This is a genomic window from Psychrobacter sp. K31L (assembly GCF_017942195.1).
GTDB lineage: Bacteria > Pseudomonadota > Gammaproteobacteria > Pseudomonadales > Moraxellaceae > Psychrobacter > Psychrobacter glaciei.
This window is the reverse complement of sequence record NZ_JAGKSC010000009.1, coordinates 72,265-91,749: the sequence shown is the minus strand read 5'-3', so window position 1 is coordinate 91,749 and position 19,485 is coordinate 72,265. Positions and strand designations below refer to the sequence as shown.

Sequence of the window (19,485 nt, the reverse complement as noted above, 5' to 3'; positions counted from 1 at the left end):
TATGATCGTGCTATAAGCTCAACCCACAAAGACGGTATAGAAAAGGTCAGTGTGGTCTTTGATAAAGATACGGTGATTCCTACTCAAGAGAATCATATCTTTACCAACCGATTGACTAATAGTGTGGGTGAGACGACCGACTACCGCTATCAGTACAACAACGGTGAGGAACAGCTGCTATCGGTGGTAGGGGCAGGGTGCGTTACTTGTGGTCCGAGCAATGTCAGTTACGAGTATGACAGTGCAGGACGAGTGACTAAAACTAGTCAGCTGGATGGGCAGGGGCAAACGGTTTCGTCAACCAGTACGGTGTTTGATGAGTTGGGGCGGGTAACTAAGCGTATGGTTATGAGTAGTGATGCTACCCCTACGCATTCTGTTGTTCATTATAAGTATGTATCTGATAATCCTGAAGATAGTGGGTTCGCTCTTGTTGCTACAGAATGGCAAAATAGCGTTGCAGCAGATAAACAGACTGGTATAAGTTATATTTATGATAATCAAGGACGACCAGTTGAGAAAACAGAGTTCGGTCATACTCCTGACGGTATATCTATTTCTCGCACTCATCTTATGAGTTATGATAAAAAAGGCAATCTAACTAAAGTTGCTCTTCGTGATGACAATAATCCTGAGAGTAAACCCATCGTTATAGAAGCTTATACTTGGTTCGCTGATGGTAGCGTCAAAACCTCCGCAAGTCCCAATCTTGGAGAAATGACTACTTTCGAACATAATTCAGATGGTCAAACCACTGCAGTAGAGCGTAAAAATAATCAAGAGACAACGACTATTAAAATCAAGTATGGCAATAACAAACTCCCTATGTCTGTTTCTCGCTATCTTAATGGAGAGTTATTAAATGGTGTCAAGTATCAGCGTAATAGTAAAGGTGATATTACTAACGTTAGCGATTTAGAAGATAACTTTATCGCTAGTTACGCTTATGATGCTGCTGGACGCAACCTAGGTGAGTTAAATCCAAAAGGAGCTATGTTTAGCCATTTGGATACTGAAGGCAGACCTATTGTAGATTATAGTGTTAGTGATAATAAAGTCGACAAGCTCAGTTATATTTATGATGCTAAAAATCGAATTATAGGTGTAGGAAGAGATGATACTCAACTAGTCTCAGTTAACTATAGTAATGACAATAAAGCAGCTGACATAGTAGGTGCAAGTGGCGAACATATTTTGATGCAAGAAGAGGATTCAGAATCTAATGAGTATATTTTACCGAATGCATGGGATGCCTTAGGTTTAAAAGGAACTAGTGTTAAATCGATAAAGCCAGGCGTGACTCGCGTCGAACAAAACAACAATGTAACTACTGACTATGGTTATGATGATTTTGGACGTATAGCCTATGTAGATAGTAAGACCGCAGGACGTAATAACTACCGTTATGATGCTCGTGATCAGCTAATCACTATTAAATTAGCAAATGACGTTATCATCAACTATCAATACGATGAAAAAGGTCGTCAAATTAATAAAATGGTTAAGCAAGAAGATAAAATCGTACAGCAAGTCGCTTGGGAGTTCGACGATAAGGATCAACTACTTAGCGCTAAAGGCAATAACCAGCAAATTGATTATCAGTATGACGATGAAGGCCGTGTGATTCAAAAGCGTCTGAGCTTGGCTGATCTTGCAAACCCGTTAATCACTAATTATCGTTATGATAAAGATGGCAGCATGGTAGGGACTACTTTACCTGACGGAGTTGAAATACTCAGTCATGATAATCAAATTAGCTATAAAGCGCCTGACGATATCAGAGCAACCGCAATATACAGCGAAAGTGCGTACCAAGCTTCTGGTATCAATAAAATCAGCTATCAGTTAGGTCAGCACATTGTCATGGGTCACTTCTACGACGACAATGGTCAATTCTCAGGTCTTAGCTATCGCAGTATACCAAAGTCTGGCGACAATCCATTCATCCGCTCAGTTCGTGCAGATGACATCACGCCACTATTTAGCCAACAGTGGCAGCGTACCTCTGACGGTATCGTAGGTCAAGTCTCTGAACTTGATTACCAATCCAAACCTAAGGAGCACAATTATCTCTATGACAGTCAATACCATCTTATCAGCAGCTCATACCAGCCACTAAAGCTAAACGCTGACTTTACTCAAGTAGGTGCCGCTAGTAAGCAAGCCGCTGATCAAGTAGATAATGACACTATTGAAGCCCGTTATATCTATGACGAGCTTGGCAACCGTATATTAGGTATAGATGACTCACAGACCCTGAAAAAGTATCAATACGATGATAGAGGTCGTCTAATAACGGTAATTCCTATCGCTCAAGCCACAAACAACCAGAATAACAGTGCTCAAAGCATTGCCTATGATGCTGCTGGACTGCCTACTGAGTACGGCGGCTATCACCTGAGCTACACCGCAGGACAGCTTAGCCAAGTCAAAGATAATAAAGGACAGCTCGTTGCAGAATATTCCTATAATGACGAAGGGCAACGCATTAAAAAGAGCGTCCATCTAAAAGACAACAAGCCGCTTAGCATTCCAGAGAACAGCTATTATGTTTATGAAGACAGTCAGCTCCAGCATGAGCTTGATGGACAAGGCAATATTGTTCGTCACTATGTCTATATTGGTAATACTCTAACGGCTACCCTTGACTATCCTACAGATCAGCATGGAGAAGTGCTAAGCAGCGATCAGTCTGATATCTCACTATGGACTAGAGGTAAAAACTGGTTAGGGTCGCTATGGGGCAATGATGAAGCCTATCCAACCATTAATTATGTCATCACCGATTATCTAGGACGTCCCCGTCAAGTACGTGATGGTGAGACTAATGCGCTCAAATGGCAGTTTAAGCCTACCGCCTTTGGGGGTCAGGTAGACGACAGTGTTAATACTGGTAAATCAGATAGCAGCAAAGACAATAGCTACGAGCTAAACGTGCGCTTCCCAGGTCAGTATGAAGATGTTGAGACAGGACTGTACTATAACCATTGGCGCTATTATGACCAAGATACAGGACGTTATCTGTCTGCTGATCCATTAGGGCTTGGCGGTGGTGAGAACTTATATACTTACGTCAATGCAACACCGACCCACTTTATCGATCCGCCAGGGTTATTGCTGTTTGCCTTTGATGGGACAGGGAATAATGACAATGGTAATGAGCAATCTAAGTCTAATGTAGTAAAGTTTAGAGACGCTTATAGAGCTGATCCGAATGAACCAAAAATGTTTGATGGCGCTATTACAAAAATAACTAAACAAAATAAAGCGTTTGGTGCATTTGCTAAAAACAATGCGTTTTATATTTCTGGTGCTGCTACGACAGATCCGTATACTAGAGAAAAAGGCGATTCAACCGATGGCGGGTTTGGACTCTCCATAGTTAGAAGAGTAAATACTATGATTGGCTATTTAGAACATTATTTAGAAAAAGTCGATAAACAGTATAAAGGTAATAAGAAGCCAATAACTGTGGATTTAGATGTTGTTGGTTTTAGTCGTGGTGCTACCTCTGCCAGAATGTTCGCAAGTAAAGTAGAAAGGTTAATATCTGGTAAAGACAAAACATATACTGCTTACCGACAAAATGGAAGAATAGGAAAAGATTGGATTGATACGCCATGGAAGTATAACCAAGCTTGGCTGACAAGTAGTTGTGGTCTTAAAGTTAATTTTAATTTCATGGGGTTATGGGATACCGTTCCAGCATATGGTGAAGATACCAGTAATGATGTTGCAGAGATGAAAGCTCTTAATATGTCTCTATCGATACCAGATAAGTTTAAAAAAGTGGTTCATGCTGTGGCTGTCAACGAGCACCGTGCTCAGTTTCACGGTTATTCGATATTTGATAAGGCAAGTGAAGCAGTTAATACAAATAAACGAACAGAACTCGGTTTCTTAGGTGCACACTCAGATATTGGTGGAGCTTATAGAGAAGGCGATTTATCTGATGTAGCATTGATGTGGGTGATTCAAGAAGCTGGTAAAGCGGGTATTGATTTTAATGAAAAATTAATTAAAGACAAAGGATGGGACAACGTTACTAGACCTATCGTACATGACAGTATCGGTGTTAAAAGAGGAGGGTCTATTGGCGGTGTAGGACTGATTAATTTCTCACCTGGGCGTGAGTTTCGTTGGGCAGGTACAGATGCAGCAGGTGCACAGCAGTTTGCTAACTTTAATCATTTGAAATTAGATTGGAATGAGACATTAAAATTTCAGCCTACTTATAAAAAAGGTAATAAAAATTTTAGAAGGAATAAGTTTCAGCAAATACAAGGTTTGGCACAAGAGTATCTTGAAGATGAAAGTATAGGATGCGGTTACGTTTTGAACGCCTGTGATCAGACAAATGATATTATGGCTCTTAAAACTATAGACGGTGAGAAAAATATAACTATAGTCTATGATGGTTCAAATAGTAAAGAGACAATAGAGATAAAAAATTATATTCAATGGCTACAAAATAAAGGTTATGGTCTTAGTAATCTAAAAGTTAATGGAGCGACAATTAAAAAATGAAATTAAACCTATCAAAGCCTACTGAAAGTTTTCGCGTCATAGTCATTAGTTTGCTGTTATTAATCGTAGCAAGCAGTGCTTTCGCTTTAGATAGAAAGTTTTATTTGGAAATTGATCCTAGTGGTGGTCAAGGATTTGATGAGGATAAACCTCAGGTTTTAATCAGAGGAGATAATAATTTCAAATGTTCAAATACTTCTCTAAGTATGTTTTATTATGGTGAGCACTGTCAAGTAAAAGAAAGACCTGTTCCTGAGTCAGTTACTATTGAGTATGGTCAATGGATATCTGCTGAGGAGAGTGAAAGGTTATACCCCGCGATGCCTGGCTTTAGACCAAAGCAATCTGAAGAAACAGAGGCTGCTTACAGAGTAAAAGTGGATGCTCACTACGAAAGACTATCTAACCTTCCTGAATATCAAAAAATTGCAACCGATGAAGAAGCGTCTAAAGCTAATATAGAGTGGCATACTTATACTATATATCCTGAGCAGCTAATGAAAAAATACAAGTACAAAATACCAGAAGGTGGTGATACTTCATCGTATCTAAACCCTTTAGATTGGAGTACAAAGCTTTGGGTGACTATAGTGATCCATCCAGACATGACAATTACATTAGATGAGAGTTATAGCTTTGCTTCTGGCACTGTTAGCTGGCATTAAATAAATATTTGTTCGACGTATTAAATTTCATATAAGTCAGTAAAAATCATATTGGATTCTCAATACGATTAATATGTAAAATATGAATTCAAATTATTAAATTTGCGAACTCAGCAAACCGAGTAGAGCGTGGGTTTTTAGGTGCACATTCTGATATAGGTGGTGGCTATCAGGAAGGTGACTTGTCTGATGTATCGTTGATGTGGGTCATTCAAGAAGCTAAAAAAGCAGGTATAGACTTCAACTCTACGCTAATAAAGAATAAGGGATGGAACAAAGTAACCAATCCTATAGTCCACGATAGTTTATCGGTTGAGCTATCTGCAGTTAATTTTACTCCTGGTAGAGAATTGCGTTGGGTTGGTGCTGATGTCAGAAAAGGTCAAGCACCTTTGCAATCTACAAACTTTAATCATTTGAAATTTAACTGGCAAAATTCTTTGCAATTTCAACCCATAGTCAATGGTACTAGGGCTGATATTTTCCAACAGATTAGAGATTTAAGTGTAGAGTTTGCTAACAATAATAACCCTGCTTGTGGTCAGCTAAATTTTCTTTGCGACGCACAGAAAGATATCTACGCTCTTAAAGGTTTAGACGCTGATAGGACAGAAGATAATAATAATATTGGTAATAGAACTATCGTATACAGCAAGAACTTTCGGGGACAGATTAATATTTCAGGCTATGTTAACTGGTTGAAAAATAATAAAGGTTACGGTAGCTTATCTGAATTAAGTACTGTTAAATAGTACAGATAGTCAAGGACGCTAATATGTCAAATTTTGCCAAAATATTGATTATAAGTTCAAGTGTACTGATCGCATCTTGCGGTAATGCGAGTGTAAATAAAACGGTAAGCAGTATACAGACGAATAATTCTGATCCAATGATGACTATTTTTCTTCATGATGAACACTACTATGAAGCATTAGAGGCAGAAGATCCAAGTTATCTAGATGCAGAACCACAAATTATCATTCAACCTCTAAGCGATGTAGTTTGTACTAATGAGAAGAGTTCTGACTATAAATTTGTAGGTTCACAATGCGCGCTTAGTAGAGAGGTGTCTTTACCTGAAAAGATAGAGTTTCGATATGGTAAATGGTTGTCAGTTGATGAAGAACGTCGTCAGTTTCCCCCTATTCCAGACGAAGAGTATACTAATGAACCTCTTTTAGTAGATAATTATGAGTCTAGAGCGGCTTTTGAAAAAGCGAAAGACCACTTTTATGAGCAGTTATTTAGCATACCTAAGTACAAAGCAATGCGTGAAGCCAAACGCACCTCCAAAGATGCTATTGATTGGCATACTTATACCATCTATCCTCAAAAAATTATGCAGAAATATGATAAAGAGCATTCGACCCATCCAATGTCAACCTCTGAGGTCACGATTGTCCTTACTTTTCATGATGACCTCAGTATCACTATCAGCGATAATTTAAAATATTTGAATGCGTCACACCCTTAGCAATTATAGTCAATACTGCGTTGTACACTAGCTCTAGTACAATAGTGAAAATTTTGAAAAATACTTTAGTTCGCTAAGACCAGTGGTTACTACGGTGGTCTTAGCGAACTAAGTGCGTCAAAGCCAAAAAGTTAGGGGCATACAATGAAAATGTTGTTAAAAGTAATGCTAATCAATTTAGGTCTGGTGCTCACGATACCACTATTAGGCTGTAGCAATTTTAAAGACGGAGAACAGTCTACTCGATTTGGGCCTGGTCTTATCGTTACCGTCGGGCAGAACTCTGCGGCATGGTTTCCAGAGGATAAAGAGAATAACTACAATAATGTGCCTCAAATGATCGTTGAAGCGACAACTCCCGTAGTTTGTAGTAATACACCTGACGGTAAGTTTGATGTAAGTCACTGCGCATTGAGTCAAGAAATACTATTACCTGAAAAGATAGTATTTCGATACGGAATATGGCTATCAGAAAATGAAGAGTATCATAAATTTCCGCCTATACCGAGAGAAGCATTTGTCGATGAACCTCTTTTAGAAGAAAACTATGAATCTAAAGCCGCCTTTGAAAAAGCGAGAGACGACTTTTACGAAAATTTATTTAACATACCAGAGTATAAAGCAGTACGTGAAGCCAAACGCGCGTCAAAAAACGCTATTGATTGGCACACCTATACCTTCTATCCTCGCGAAGTCATGCAAAAATATGACAACTTAAGCCCTTACAACTATGCAAGAAGTTCATTCGTGGAATATGAAATTACTTTTAACCCTGATTTTTCAGTGACTACAGATGAATACATAAGGTATTTATCCTCTCCAACAACTAAGTAGAGTAATGTAGTGAAGTTTAGAGATGCTTATCAAGCTGATGTGAATGAGCCACGCATGTTTGACATTAATAAGAAAACTGGAAAAGTCGATGTTAAAAAAATAACTAAACAGAATAAAGCATTTGGCAAATTTGCTGAAAATAATGCATTCTATATTTCAGGTAACGCTACGACAGATCCGTATACTGGAGAAAAAGGTGATTAAACGGATGGTGGGTTTGGACTATCCATAGTTAGACGAGTAAATACTATGATTGGTTACTTGGAACAATATTTAGCTAAAGTAGATAAACAATATAAGGGTAATAAGAAGCCGATAACAGTGTACTGAGATGTAGTTGGTTTTAGTCGCGGAGCTAGGAGCTACATCTGCTCGCATGTTTGCAAGTAAGGTAGAAAGACTAATATCTGGTACAGACAATACATATACTGCTTATCGACAAAATGGAGTACAGGGAAAAGATTGAATTGACACTTCATGGAAGTATAACTATAGAGGTGATAAATTCTGCCAAACAGTGTTTGACGGTAATTTATTTCTTTTTTATCTTCATCTTTAAAATGAGGACATGTCGTTATTTATTTCGCTCGATTAGACAGGATGACACCAATTGTGCTTAACGCTATGCCGCATATCATTGCGATTGATAAGGCTTCATGAAGTACCAACGCTGCGAGTAATGCGGTTAATCCGGGAGACAGGGAGCCAAGTAACAAAGAGCGAATAGAACCAAGTTTATTGACCGCATAAGAAAATCCAATGGTTGAGATGACACCGACGCCAACGCCTTGTACTAAGATAAAAGGTAGGGCGTCGTCAAAAGAAATAACCCCTAGATTTGTCTTCAAAATACCAGATAGAACCATCACTAATGTCACAAAGAATGACGTATAAGAAAGCACGATAGCAACAGCTATTGGACTCAATTTCGTACTCTTTAAGCCTAAGGTGTAACCCGCCCAAACCAGACTCGCTATCAGTAAAAAGGCTGCGCCATGTAGAAGACTGTCAGGTATTGACCTTGCATTCCCGACAATCATAGTGGCTATGCCAAAGAGAATAAGAAGAAATGCCAAAAATTTACTCAGCGAGATCCTTTGACGATAAAAAATAAAGGACAAGAGTGCGGCAAAGAATACTGGCGTCCCTGTCAAAATAGTGCCAACGTAAGCTGCAGGAGCAGTGCTCGCGCCAAAAGTGGCTAGCAAGAGAAAAGGAACACCGCCAAGCATAATAAACGTGATATCAGACCATCTAATATTTTTGATTTCCTTCAAACTAGACAATACCCATGGCGTCAATAAAAGTAGGGGTACGCTAAATCGAATTAACATGACATCAGCAATGCTTAACGACGACGCACCAACAGCTCGAACAGTTAATGCAAAGCCTGACCAGATAAATAACACAATAATCATAGCCACATAGCCTTTCATTAGCGGCGACATTATGAATAAGGGGTTTTTACGTGGTGAGGACTGAAATGCTGTATTCATATTGATTTCTTATGCTTATCTTTAAAAACCAATTATCAATCAAAAGCCACGCCTTTATCTCTGTTTATTGATTGCAATTTCACAGTTATTTGATGGATAATGCTAAATAACTGTGAAATTTTGGCTGAAAACGCTAGAGAGGTAATTTATGGATAAAATTGATCGTCATATTTTGGAAGTGCTTCAAAAAGAAGGACGCTTATCAACGGCTGAATTAGCCGAGCGAATAGGGTTGTCACCCTCACCTTGTGCCAGGCGCTTGAAACGTTTAGAAGATGAGTTTTATATAGAGGGCTATCAGGCGAACGTAAACAAAGCTAAAGTTGGTATTACGATGAGCTTTTTTGTAGAAGTTAGTCTAAGTAATCATCAAGAAGAATCAATTACAGCCTTTGAAAAAGCGTTATCTGAGATGGATGAGGTTATTAACGGACATGTTGTTTCGGGCTCTTACGATTACTTATTAGAGGTGGTAAGCCCAGACCTCAACGGTTATGAGGAATTTACTCGTAAGCTACATAAGCTTACTAGTGTTAAAGACATACATACCCACTTATCAGTTAGACAAGTGATCCATAAAACGACGTTGCCTACTTTTATGTGATCTTTTTTGAGTGCAATCCAGTTCGCTAAACTACAATGTCAATTGAACTATTCTGAAGAAATTGTAGAAACTAACATGGGAGGTTTTAATCAGACAGCTCGATCATAATGACCCATGCTGTCGATTTTATAGTCATTAAGTTCATATCTAACACTAGCAGTTCGATGCCTGTATAGTGCACCGAACATATACTGATAAATCATTGAACGAATACACCACTTTGAAAATGGGTTTAGAGAATTAATAGGGATCAGTCCTAAAAAGGCAGCAGCCCGAGACGCTTTAGTAAAGCTTTTATCGTGCATGAGAGACAACATCTGTCTTGAAAAAATAACACCAACGCCGTTACTCGTTTGTAGCATATCTTGGTCTCGCTTTATTCTTGGACACGCAACATGGCATGCTTACCTTGTCCTTGTCCTTGTCCTTGTCCTTGTCCTTGATCCGCAGGGTGAAGAGCGCGAAACCGATTAAGACACTGACTGCCGCCTACCTCCTGTGATGGCGGCGGTCAGTGTCTTAATCGCAGACCCGCATGCCTAGGGTCAGGATACTAAGCTTGTCTGGTCACGGATACCGATTGGTTGACAAATTCCATGGAGCCGAACGAGGTTAAGAACGCGACGCTGGAAGCGTCAGATCCAACACCGATGCGTGCCATCGTGTCGGCATCTGCCATGCCGGTCGGATCAATGAGGTGCCAGCTTCCCCCGAGATAGACTTCGGCCACGGCATGGAAGTCCTGTGGCGTCACATCAGGCGCATAAACACTCGCGAACCTAGCGGGTATCGACGACGCACGCGCTAGTGTCACGAGAACATGCGCGAAGTCGCGGCAGACGCCCTGACGTTGAACAAAGCTGTCGAGCGCGGTGGTTTGTGCGTGGCTCGATCCGGGCACATAGCTAAACGCCGACTCGATCCAATCACGCATCGCGGCAATCCGTGCGCCGCCAGCGAGATCGCCAAACTCGGCGTCCACGAAGGCTTGGAACTCGTCTGACGGGCAATAGCGAGACGGCATCAAATGTTTGATTGTCTCTCCGGGTAAAAGGTGAAGTGGCGTTTGGGGCAGTGCCGATATGTCCAAGATAGGACGGTCAACGGCAATTTCTGCGATGTAAGTGCAGCTAAAATCCCCTTCGGCGCGGATCCAAATCCGCTCTCCTATGCCATCATCGGCGGCGACCCGTGAAAAATGCGCAACGTCTGATGTCCAAATCTCGGTCGAACGCACCCGCTGATCCACAAGATCGGCAGCTTCGATCTGAAGCAAAAGGTCCATCGGCTCGGAGAGCCGATAATGGAGTTTAACGTTAAGTTTCAGGATCATGTTCGAATTCCCTAAGGGTAGTGATCTGGCGGGCTATATCGGAGACTGTTTACTTAAGTCAATCAGCAATGCCTGACAGGGCTAAATTATCATAATACCGCTTTTCAAACTCAAAAGGTGAGACATAACCAATTGCACTATGCAGTCGGGCTTTATTAGACCTGAGAAACGTTAAAAATCGATTAACTATCGATTAACTATCGATTTAGCTTTGCAAGACGAGAGTGTGCTCGAAGTGCCACCCATTCAAGGGTTGCCAGTTCAACATCGTTCACCCCATGCCACTGCTCTTTTAGGTACTCAATCACTTCAGACTTATATAGCCCGTTGATGATTTCAGCCAAGGCATTATCGTATGAATCGCCTGTTGTGCCACTTGAGAGTGTTTTAAATAATTTAGGGTAGAGGTCGAAAGTGCTACTCTGAAAGATAGGCAAAATAGAGAGCAGGCGCAACTTAGGCACAATTTGGGCACACACGTTTTTTGATACAGTTTAATTAGGGTCGGAAAAGTGAGTGTTCTAATTGGTGTCAACGTTCTTTTGCCTCTACAGCCCATATTTTGCGGACAAAAAAAAGCCTCAATCGTGAGATTGGGGCTTTCTAAATTTGGTAGGCATAAGCAGACTCGAACTGCTGACCTCTACCATGTCAAGGTAGCGCTCTAACCAACTGAGCTATACGCCTATTTAGGTTGAGCATTTTAGCAAGTTTCTCAGACTTTGCAAGTCTTTTTTATCATAATCTTGCCTTATTATTATTATATTTAGAATTGAAGTCTATATTAAGCACTACAGAATATTCTTTTGTGTATATTTACTAAATATATCATTTAATAAGTTTAGTTTTTATTGTTAATTATAATGGATAAGTGCCTATAACTGGTATGATATCTCTCTAACTGAAGTGAAAGTCATAATAGTAATGACTTAGATTCAGGCATGCCTAACAGCGTCAAATGAAAATTAGAAATAGTCGGAGAATAATATGGGCTTATTGGTAGACGGACAATGGCAAGACAAATGGTACGAGACAGAAGCCAACGGTGGACGTTTTGAGCGTGAAGACGCAGGTTTTAGAAACTGGGTGACCGTGGATGGCAGTGCAGGACCAACAGGTATTGAGGGCTTTAAAGCCGAACCTGATCGTTACCATCTATATGTGTCGCTTGCGTGTCCTTGGGCGCATCGTGCTTTGATTTATCGTAAGCTCAAAGGTTTAGAAGACCTCATCCCAATATCCGTGGTTAATCCCTATATGAGTGAGCACGGTTGGACATTTGCAGATGATGCAGGCGTCGTTGCTGACCCAGTTATCCATGCAGACTATGCGTATGAGCTTTATACCAAAGCAAAGCCAGATTATACAGGCCGTGTCACAGTGCCGATTTTATGGGATAAGAAGACCAATACGATTGTGAGTAATGAATCATCTGAAATCATTCGCATGTTTAATTCAGCTTTCGACGAAGTTGGTGCCTTAGCAGGTAATTTTTTGCCAGCAGATCTGTTGCGCGAAATCGATGATATCAATACCTTTGTCTATTCTACTATCAACAATGGCGTGTATAAAACTGGGTTTTCGACCACACAAGAGGCCTATGAAGAGGCCGTGATTGAGTTGTTTGCGGCACTAGATACACTTGAGGCGCGCTTGGCACGCCAGCGTTATCTAACAGGCAGCACTATAACCGAAGCCGATTGGCGACTGTTTACCACCTTGGTGCGCTTTGATGCTGTTTATGTTGGGCATTTTAAATGTAATCTGCATCGCATTGTTGATTATCCAAATCTGTGGGGCTATCTGCGTGATTTATACCAAGTGCCAGGTATTGCAGAGACGGTGAATATGACTCACATCAAGCAGCATTACTACACCAGTCATGCCAATATCAATCCCACTCGTATCATACCTGTTGGTCCTGCTATTGATTTTATGACAGCGCATAATCGTGAGCAGTTATAAATATCGATACTTCGTAAGCACAATAAAAATCTTTTGCCTCAAATAGAGTTGCAGTATAAACAATCGCCCCAGCGACTATGAAGCAGCTGGGGCTTTTTTACGACATGAAAGGTAGTTCAATACTAAGCGTTGTTTAGCTGACGGGCAGCTTCTAATGCAAAGTACGTCAAGATACCATCAGCCCCAGCACGGCGGAAGCCAATTAATGACTCTAGAATTACCGCATCACTCAACCAGCCGTTTTGGATAGCAGCCATATGCATGGCATATTCGCCAGAGACCTGATAAGCAAAGGTTGGTACGCCAAAGGTATTTTTGACTTCACGAATCAAATCTAAGTATGGTTGACCAGGTTTTATCATGACCATATCAGCGCCTTCGTTAATGTCCATGGCGACTTCATGCAGTGCTTCAGCGCGATTGCCAAAGTCCATCTGATATTGTTTCTTGTGCCCACCTTTTAGATTGCCAGCACTGCCGACCGCATCACGGAATGGACCATAATATGCAGAGGCATACTTGGCTGAGTAGGCCATAATCGCGGTATTCACAAAACCTTCTGCTTCAAACGCATCACGCATGGCTTTGATACGACCATCCATCATGTCACTAGGCGAGATGATATCAGCACCCGCGCGGGCGTGTACTAACGCTTGCTTGACCAATACTTCGATGGTTGCATCGTTGATGACATAGCCACTGTCATCGAGCAGGCCGTCTTGACCGTGTGAAGTATAAGGATCTAATGCCACATCGGTCATGACGACCATTTCTGGCACAGCGTCTTTGACCGCCTTTATCGTACGTGCAGTCAGGGCATTTTCATCATAGGCTGCTTTGCCATCAGGCGTTTTTAGTGAGTTATCAATGACAGGGAAGATGTCGATAGTGGTGACACCTTCTGCTAATAATTCCTTGGCATAATCAATCAGCAAATCAACTGACAGGCGTTCAACACCCGGCATACTAGCGATGGTTTCGCGCTGATTTTGTCCTTCTAAGACAAATACGGGGGCGATGAAATGCTTAGGATGTAGCTCTACTTCACGAATCATAGCCCGTACATTATCGTTATAACGCAGGCGGCGCAGGCGAGTGGCAGGGTATTGGCGGTTAAAGGTATAGGTCATAATCATTCCTTACGATCGTTTTAATGGTTATCGCTTCATATCATTGGAGCATAGGTGCTGATATAGTCAGTTCAATATAAAAAAGAGACAGCGAAACTGATATAAATTTTTTGTAGTCTCTGTTTGCGTAGGCACAGCAAGCAAAAAAAACTGTACCAGTCACGCATCATAACGTCGTGTATCTATTTTATTTAGCATCGACTATAGATTTAATATTTGAAAATGGGCGCTAACAAAATAGCCGTTAGCATAGTGATTGATTCTACTATAACCAAAGACAGCTGATAAAAGCAAAAAGCCCTACCAAGTCGGCAGGGCTAATGGTACTTATCAACTGTCAATACGAGGATACTGTGATGTCACGATTTTAAGATCGAACCATTTAAGGCTCAACAATCTGTGTGACCGGCACTTGCTCAACACTATTTTCATTGAAACGCGTCTCTTCGGTAATCACACCCACTGCAGCATCTGTTTTACCATCGCTATTGACATCGACGATAGCAGTCGGCTCAAAGGTAGTGGTTTCTGACGGCTGCGCTTGTTTGATAGCGATGGCTTCTTGTACAGACGCCACACGTGCTGAGCTCGCCGCATCAATCGCGTTAGCCGCTTTTACCTTGTTGCTATAGGCAGGTAGGTTAACGACTTGAACCAAGTTGGTATATTGCGGCACAGGGATGACCGTTGGCACGTCAAGGTTAGCACCGCCACCGAGCGCTTGGTACAACTCAATTTGGCTGACAAGTTTTTGTAGTTCTAAATCCAAAATTCCCTGCTGGGTTGAGAATAACGAACGCTGGGCATCGAGGACATCTAGATAGTTGGAAACACCCGCTTTAAAGCGTGCATCGGCAATTTGATAGGTTTGCTCAAAGTTATCTTGTAGGCGATACTGGGATTCTAACTGCTCACCCAAGGTGGCGCGCGTCGCTAGCACATCCGACACTTCGCGGAATGCGGTTTGGATAGAGCGCTCATAACTCGAAAGCGTCTGCTCACGCTCGATTTTAGCCACATTGTATTCAGCATCCAAACGTCCTGCATCAAAGATTGGGACACTAATACTTGGGCCAAAAGACCAGCCGACTGCACCGCTTTTGAATAGATCATCTAAGCTACCGCTACTGACACCAACACTACTTGCTAAGCTAATAGAAGGGAAGTAAGACGCACGTGCCACTTCGATATTGGCACCCGCAGCTTTTAGGTTGTATTCCGCTTGTAGGACATCAGGGCGATAGCGTAACAACTCACTTGGTAAGCCGGCATTAAAGAGTTGCTGGCTAGTAATATTGCTGACTGCCGGTGTTGGAATCAACTCGTTTGGAATAGAAGCACCAATCAAATATTGCAATGCATTACGTGAGGTCAAGATGCTGCTTTGTGCCCGTAATACGGCAAGCCTAGCATTTTCTAAAGAAGCACTGGCTTGAAGTGAAGGCAGTTTAGGATCAATGCCTGCCTCAAAACGTTTGCTCGCAATAAACAATGATCTGTCACGACTCTCAACAGTAGCTTCTGCCAGCTTAAGCTGTGCCAAGCTATAGCTTAAATTGGCATAGCTTTGGGCAATATTACTGATTAGACTAATTTGAGTCGAATCCTTCGCGGCTGTAGTCGCCAAAAAATTCTGCAACGCTTGATCTTTTAGGCTAGAAATCTTACCCCAAAAATCCAGCTCATAGTTGGCCAATCCTAGGTTGACGTTATAACTACTGTTGGGGTTTTTGTCGGTTCTATTCTGTGCTTGGCGCGTGTAGCCGCCACTACCATTGATGGTTGGGAGGTCGTTAATATCGGTGATTTGATATTGCGCTCGTGCTTTTTCAATGGCTAAACGGGCACTTTCAAAGTCTTTATTGTTCTCAAGTCCTAAAGCAATCAGCCCTTTTAGACGCTCATCGCTGTAGAAGTTTTGCCAGCGTTGACCCGCAATACTTGGCTGTGACGCGTTACTAGCCGTTTCCTTGTCGAACGCCCCGTAGGCTTGTTCAATAGAGATATTGGGCTCAGCAAGTACAGGGCGAGTATCGGCTTTTGGAATGGTGTTACAAGCCGCCATACTCATCGCTAAAGCAGTCAAGCCGATTAAACGACCGCTGTTCTTGCGCATGCGTGATAGAACTGGGCGCGCAAGGGTAGCAGAGGCTACCACCGCTGTAGTATTGGTTGTACATGTTTTTTGAGCACTCATTATGTATTGTCTCCAAGGCTTGCAGGCTGATAACTCTCTGAGGGAGTTGGGTTCTGAGGAGCAGGCGTACCATTGTCGCCATCGCCTTTATCATTTGGCTTATTGTTGTCATACTTGTGAGGGAACACACTGCGTATCCAAATGTAGAACATTGGGATAAAGAAGATGCCTAAGAGGGTCGCCGTTACAACACCGCCAACCACACTGGTACCAATGGCGTTCTGACTGCCTGAACCTGGACCACTCGCCAAGAATAATGGCACAACACCTAGACCAAAGGCAAGTGAGGTCATGATAATGGGGCGCAGACGTTGGCGTGCTGCTGTCATGACTGCCTCTTTTAGACTATAGCCTTCCTCTTGATGCTCTTTAGCGAACTCGATAATCAAGATGGCGTTTTTGGCCGATAGACCAACCACCGTCAATAGACCTACTTGCAGGTAAATATCGTTGGCGAAACCTCGCAACCACGTAAATATCACTGCCCCTAATACCCCAAGTGGAATGACTAGTAGGACAGAGAAGGGGATAGACCAGCTTTCATACAGGGCTGCCAAACATAAGAACACGACTAAGATTGAAAGCGCGTAGAGCATCGGTGCTTGAGCGCCTGACTTTTGCTCTTCTAGTGACATACCTGTCCACTCGTAACCGATACCTTCAGGTAGCTTCTCAATCATGGCTTCCATCGAGCTCATGGCTTCACCAGTACTTAGACCGGGCGCAGCACTACCTTGGATGTTCATAGACGGTAAGCTGTTGTAGCGGGTCAGACGTGGTGAGCCTGATTGCCATTCACTGGTCGAAAAAGCATTAAATGAGATCATATCGCCCATTTCATTTCGCACATACCATTTACCAATATCATCAGGATTGGTACGGCTACTCGCTTCACCTTGAACAAAGACGCGTTTAATACGACCACGATCAATGAAGTCATTAACGTAGCTTGAGCCCCAAGCGGTTGAGATAACGCTATTGATATTACCTAATGACAAGCCATAAGCGGCAGCTTGCTCTTGGTTGATATTCACCTTAAGCTGCGGTGAGTCTTCCTGACCGTTAGGACGTACACCAGCGACTTGATCGTTTTGCGCTGCCATGCCTAGCAGCATGTTTCGTGCTTCAAGTAGCCCATCATGACCAAGGTTACCATTATCTTGGAGCATCAAATCAAAACCACTGGCGTTACCAAGTTCGGTAATGGCTGGCGGTACAATCGCAAAAACTTGCGCTTCATTTAATTGGGTAAAGAAGTAACCCATTGCTCGACCAGCAACAGCCTGAGCAGTGTTCTCATCACCCGAACGCGCTTCCCAATCTGACAGGCGAACGAATGCCAGTCCCATATTTTGCCCTTGACCTGCAAAGCTGAAGCCTGCAATGGTAAAGACGGAGGCAATGTTATCGGTTTCTTGAGTGTCGTAATAATTTCTTACTTTATCGAGCACTTCTTGTGTTTCATCTAACGTCGAACCAGCAGGAAGCTGAACCAAGGTAAACATAATACCTTGATCTTCTTCTGGTAAAAATGAGCCGGGAATACGTAAGAATACCACCACCATGACGCCAATAATGGCCGCATAACCAATCAAATATAGCCATTTGAAGCGAAAGCTTTTACCGACAAAGCCTTCGTATGAACGACTAAGCTTAAAGAATGAGCGGTTAAACCAGCCAAAAAAGCCTTTTTGCTTTTCTTCGTTGCCTTTTTCATGGCTCTTGCCACGTTTTAATAAGGTCACGCATAGCGCAGGGGTGAAAACAAGGGCGACAATGGCTGATAACACCATAGCAGTAATCAAAGTAATGGAGAACTGACGGTAAATTACGCCTGTCGAACCACCGAAGAAGGCCATCGGTACAAATACTGCTGATAGAATCAAAGCAATACCGATAACAATCTTACTAATCTCACCCATCGATTGAATGGTCGCGTCTTTAATAGAAATATGAGGATCTTCTTCTAAGATACGTTCAACGTTCTCTACCACAACGATCGCATCATCGACCAGTAGACCGATGGATAGTACCATCGCAAACATGGTCAGCACGTTGATACTAAAGCCCGCTACATAAAGCACTGCGAACGTGCCCAATAAAACGACAGGTACGGCAAGCGTCGGAATAATAGTTGCACGCCAGTTCTGTAAGAAAATGAACATGACGATAAATACCAACACAATCGCCTCAATGAGGGTCATGACGACTTGTTCGATAGACAAGCGTACAAATGGCGTGGTGTCATAAGGAACGACTGAGGCTAGACCAATTGGGAAGTTTTTTTCTAGCTCCGCCATACGTGCGCCAACGGCTTCACGAGTCTCAAGCGCGTTAGCACCACCTGCGAGTGAAATACCCAAAGCGGCAGCTTCTTGACCGTTATATAGCGATACTACACTATAGTCTGCACTACCGATTTCGACATCTGCCACATCGCCTAAGCGTACTTGGGCGCCTGAGGTATCTGTTTTTAACAGAATATTTTGGAATTCTTCAGGTGTTTGTAGATAGCTTTGCACTGTAACGGTGGCATTGATAACCTGTTGATCGGTATCAGCAGGTGCTTGACCTAGCTGACCAGCAGATACTTGCGCGTTCTGCGCTCGTATTGCATTGACGACATCAGACGGTACCATGTTATAGCTGCGTAGGCGTGAAGGGTCAAGCCATACACGCATCGCATAGGTAGAGCCGAAGACTTGAACTTCACCCACACCCTCTACACGACTGATCGAATCAACGACATTGGAGTTAATGTAATCGGCAATATCTGCTCGATCCATAGTGCCATCTTCAGAAATAAATGCTTGCACCATCAAAAAGCTGCTAGACGATTTATTGACGTTGACGCCCTGACGCTGAACAGACTCAGGCAAGGAACTCATCGCGGCTTGCAGTTTGTTCTGTACTTGTACTTGTGCGGTATCAGAATCAGTACCATTCTCAAAGGTAAGCGTCACTGAGGCGCTACCATTTGACGAGCTCGATGACGACATATACATCAGACCATCAAGACCCTTCATACGTTGTTCAATGATCTGTACGACTGAGTTCTCGACAGTTTGTGCGTTAGCACCAGGATAGCTGGCACTGACTGAGATGGTCGGTGGTGCAATACGTGGATACTGTTCGATCGGTAGGTTAATGACCGATATCACCCCGATGAGCATGACTAAAATAGCCAACACCCATGCAAAAATAGGGCGATTAATAAAAAAACGTGACATAGTATATCCCTAAGTCTTCCTATCTTTGAA

Annotated in this window: 15 protein-coding genes, 1 tRNA gene and 1 pseudogene; 9 read left to right on the top strand and 8 right to left on the bottom strand. The window is 42.3% G+C overall.

Going from position 1 to position 19,485, the window contains the following annotated elements; translation table 11 throughout:
• The 6 genes from J5X94_RS12575 to J5X94_RS12550 form a co-directional block, all read left to right on the top strand.
• On the top strand, positions 1-4,527 hold a 4,527-nt coding region (locus J5X94_RS12575; RefSeq protein WP_210541457.1), incomplete at its 5' end, for a phospholipase effector Tle1 domain-containing protein.
• Entirely contained in the window at positions 4,524-5,192 is a 669-nt protein-coding gene (locus J5X94_RS12570; protein ID WP_210541456.1) for a hypothetical protein, read from the top strand. The genes J5X94_RS12575 and J5X94_RS12570, both read left to right, overlap by 4 nt.
• A gap of 182 nt (positions 5,193-5,374) precedes the next feature.
• The gene (locus tag J5X94_RS12565; RefSeq protein ID WP_323128911.1) at positions 5,375-5,944 is read left to right on the top strand and encodes a hypothetical protein; all 570 of its coding nucleotides are present in this window, start codon (positions 5,375-5,377) and stop codon (positions 5,942-5,944) included.
• 23 nt (positions 5,945-5,967) lie between these two features.
• Positions 5,968-6,666 (top strand): hypothetical protein, encoded by a 699-nt coding sequence (locus tag J5X94_RS12560; protein ID WP_210541455.1) that lies wholly within the window; start codon positions 5,968-5,970, stop codon positions 6,664-6,666.
• Positions 6,667-6,810: 144 nt separating this feature from the next.
• Positions 6,811-7,500 (top strand): hypothetical protein, encoded by a 690-nt coding sequence (locus tag J5X94_RS12555; RefSeq protein WP_210541454.1) that lies wholly within the window; start codon positions 6,811-6,813, stop codon positions 7,498-7,500.
• Positions 7,501-7,554: 54 nt separating this feature from the next.
• Complete coding sequence (locus J5X94_RS12550; RefSeq protein WP_210541453.1) at positions 7,555-7,704, top strand: hypothetical protein; 150 nt, start codon at positions 7,555-7,557, stop codon at positions 7,702-7,704.
• 374 nt (positions 7,705-8,078) lie between these two features.
• On the opposite strand, the gene J5X94_RS12545 is transcribed toward J5X94_RS12550, so the two are convergent.
• Complete coding sequence (locus J5X94_RS12545; RefSeq protein ID WP_228293257.1) at positions 8,079-8,996, bottom strand: DMT family transporter; 918 nt, start codon at positions 8,994-8,996, stop codon at positions 8,079-8,081.
• Positions 8,997-9,144: 148 nt separating this feature from the next.
• Between J5X94_RS12545 and J5X94_RS12540 the strand changes: the two genes are divergently transcribed.
• Positions 9,145-9,600, top strand: coding sequence for an Lrp/AsnC family transcriptional regulator (locus J5X94_RS12540; protein ID WP_010199142.1), 456 nt, complete (start codon positions 9,145-9,147; stop codon positions 9,598-9,600).
• An 89-nt stretch (positions 9,601-9,689) separates the two neighbouring features.
• Here J5X94_RS12540 and J5X94_RS14095 read toward each other — a convergent pair whose 3' ends face one another.
• On the bottom strand, positions 9,690-9,905 hold the full coding sequence (locus tag J5X94_RS14095; RefSeq protein ID WP_416346184.1) for a hypothetical protein: 216 nt from the start codon (positions 9,903-9,905) through the stop codon (positions 9,690-9,692).
• Between J5X94_RS14095 and J5X94_RS12535 the strand changes: the two genes are divergently transcribed.
• A complete protein-coding gene (locus tag J5X94_RS12535; protein ID WP_210541452.1) occupies positions 9,904-10,074 on the top strand; it encodes a hypothetical protein in 171 nt (56 codons plus the stop codon). The two genes, J5X94_RS14095 and J5X94_RS12535, sit on opposite strands and share 2 nt — an antisense overlap.
• A 79-nt stretch (positions 10,075-10,153) precedes the next feature.
• Here J5X94_RS12535 and J5X94_RS12530 read toward each other — a convergent pair whose 3' ends face one another.
• From J5X94_RS12530 to J5X94_RS12520, 3 genes and pseudogenes are all read right to left on the bottom strand, one after another.
• Complete coding sequence (locus tag J5X94_RS12530) at positions 10,154-10,933, bottom strand: transglutaminase-like domain-containing protein (RefSeq protein ID WP_210541451.1); 780 nt, start codon at positions 10,931-10,933, stop codon at positions 10,154-10,156.
• Positions 10,934-10,991: 58 nt separating this feature from the next.
• Positions 10,992-11,313: pseudogene (locus J5X94_RS12525) on the bottom strand (hypothetical protein); the annotation flags it as partial.
• A 230-nt stretch (positions 11,314-11,543) separates the two neighbouring features.
• Positions 11,544-11,620 (bottom strand) — tRNA-Val (locus J5X94_RS12520).
• Positions 11,621-11,920: 300 nt separating this feature from the next.
• On the opposite strand from J5X94_RS12520, the gene J5X94_RS12515 reads away from it, so the two are divergent.
• Positions 11,921-12,898 carry a glutathione S-transferase family protein gene (locus J5X94_RS12515; RefSeq protein WP_210541450.1) on the top strand — a complete coding sequence of 326 codons (978 nt, stop codon included), beginning with the start codon at positions 11,921-11,923 and terminating at the stop codon, positions 12,896-12,898.
• A gap of 122 nt (positions 12,899-13,020) precedes the next feature.
• Here J5X94_RS12515 and hemB read toward each other — a convergent pair whose 3' ends face one another.
• From hemB to J5X94_RS12500, 3 genes are all read right to left on the bottom strand, one after another.
• Positions 13,021-14,028 (bottom strand): porphobilinogen synthase, encoded by a 1,008-nt coding sequence (gene hemB, locus J5X94_RS12510; RefSeq protein ID WP_210541449.1) that lies wholly within the window; start codon positions 14,026-14,028, stop codon positions 13,021-13,023.
• A 382-nt stretch (positions 14,029-14,410) separates the two neighbouring features.
• Positions 14,411-16,225 (bottom strand): efflux transporter outer membrane subunit, encoded by a 1,815-nt coding sequence (locus tag J5X94_RS12505; RefSeq protein ID WP_194620225.1) that lies wholly within the window; start codon positions 16,223-16,225, stop codon positions 14,411-14,413.
• Positions 16,225-19,455 (bottom strand): efflux RND transporter permease subunit, encoded by a 3,231-nt coding sequence (locus tag J5X94_RS12500; RefSeq protein WP_194620223.1) that lies wholly within the window; start codon positions 19,453-19,455, stop codon positions 16,225-16,227. The genes J5X94_RS12505 and J5X94_RS12500 overlap by 1 nt, the downstream gene beginning before the upstream one ends.
• Between the last annotated feature and the right edge of the window lie 30 nt (positions 19,456-19,485).

What these genes read in the sequence shown, in the direction of transcription:
- J5X94_RS12570 (WP_210541456.1), top strand. Translation starts at nt 4,524, where the DNA reads ATGAAATTAAACCTATCAAAGCCTACTGAAAGTTTTCGCGTCATAGTC.
- J5X94_RS12560 (WP_210541455.1), top strand. Translation starts at nt 5,968, where the DNA reads ATGTCAAATTTTGCCAAAATATTGATTATAAGTTCAAGTGTACTGATC.
- J5X94_RS12555 (WP_210541454.1), top strand. Translation starts at nt 6,811, where the DNA reads ATGAAAATGTTGTTAAAAGTAATGCTAATCAATTTAGGTCTGGTGCTC.
- J5X94_RS12550 (WP_210541453.1), top strand. Translation starts at nt 7,555, where the DNA reads ATGTTTGACATTAATAAGAAAACTGGAAAAGTCGATGTTAAAAAAATA.
- J5X94_RS12545 (WP_228293257.1), bottom strand. Translation starts at nt 8,996, where the DNA reads ATGAATACAGCATTTCAGTCCTCACCACGTAAAAACCCCTTATTCATA.
- J5X94_RS12540 (WP_010199142.1), top strand. Translation starts at nt 9,145, where the DNA reads ATGGATAAAATTGATCGTCATATTTTGGAAGTGCTTCAAAAAGAAGGA.
- J5X94_RS12535 (WP_210541452.1), top strand. Translation starts at nt 9,904, where the DNA reads ATGAGAGACAACATCTGTCTTGAAAAAATAACACCAACGCCGTTACTC.
- J5X94_RS14095 (WP_416346184.1), bottom strand. Translation starts at nt 9,905, where the DNA reads ATGCACGATAAAAGCTTTACTAAAGCGTCTCGGGCTGCTGCCTTTTTA.
- J5X94_RS12530 (WP_210541451.1), bottom strand. Translation starts at nt 10,933, where the DNA reads ATGATCCTGAAACTTAACGTTAAACTCCATTATCGGCTCTCCGAGCCG.
- J5X94_RS12515 (WP_210541450.1), top strand. Translation starts at nt 11,921, where the DNA reads ATGGGCTTATTGGTAGACGGACAATGGCAAGACAAATGGTACGAGACA.
- hemB (WP_210541449.1), bottom strand. Translation starts at nt 14,028, where the DNA reads ATGACCTATACCTTTAACCGCCAATACCCTGCCACTCGCCTGCGCCGC.
- J5X94_RS12505 (WP_194620225.1), bottom strand. Translation starts at nt 16,225, where the DNA reads ATGAGTGCTCAAAAAACATGTACAACCAATACTACAGCGGTGGTAGCC.
- J5X94_RS12500 (WP_194620223.1), bottom strand. Translation starts at nt 19,455, where the DNA reads ATGTCACGTTTTTTTATTAATCGCCCTATTTTTGCATGGGTGTTGGCT.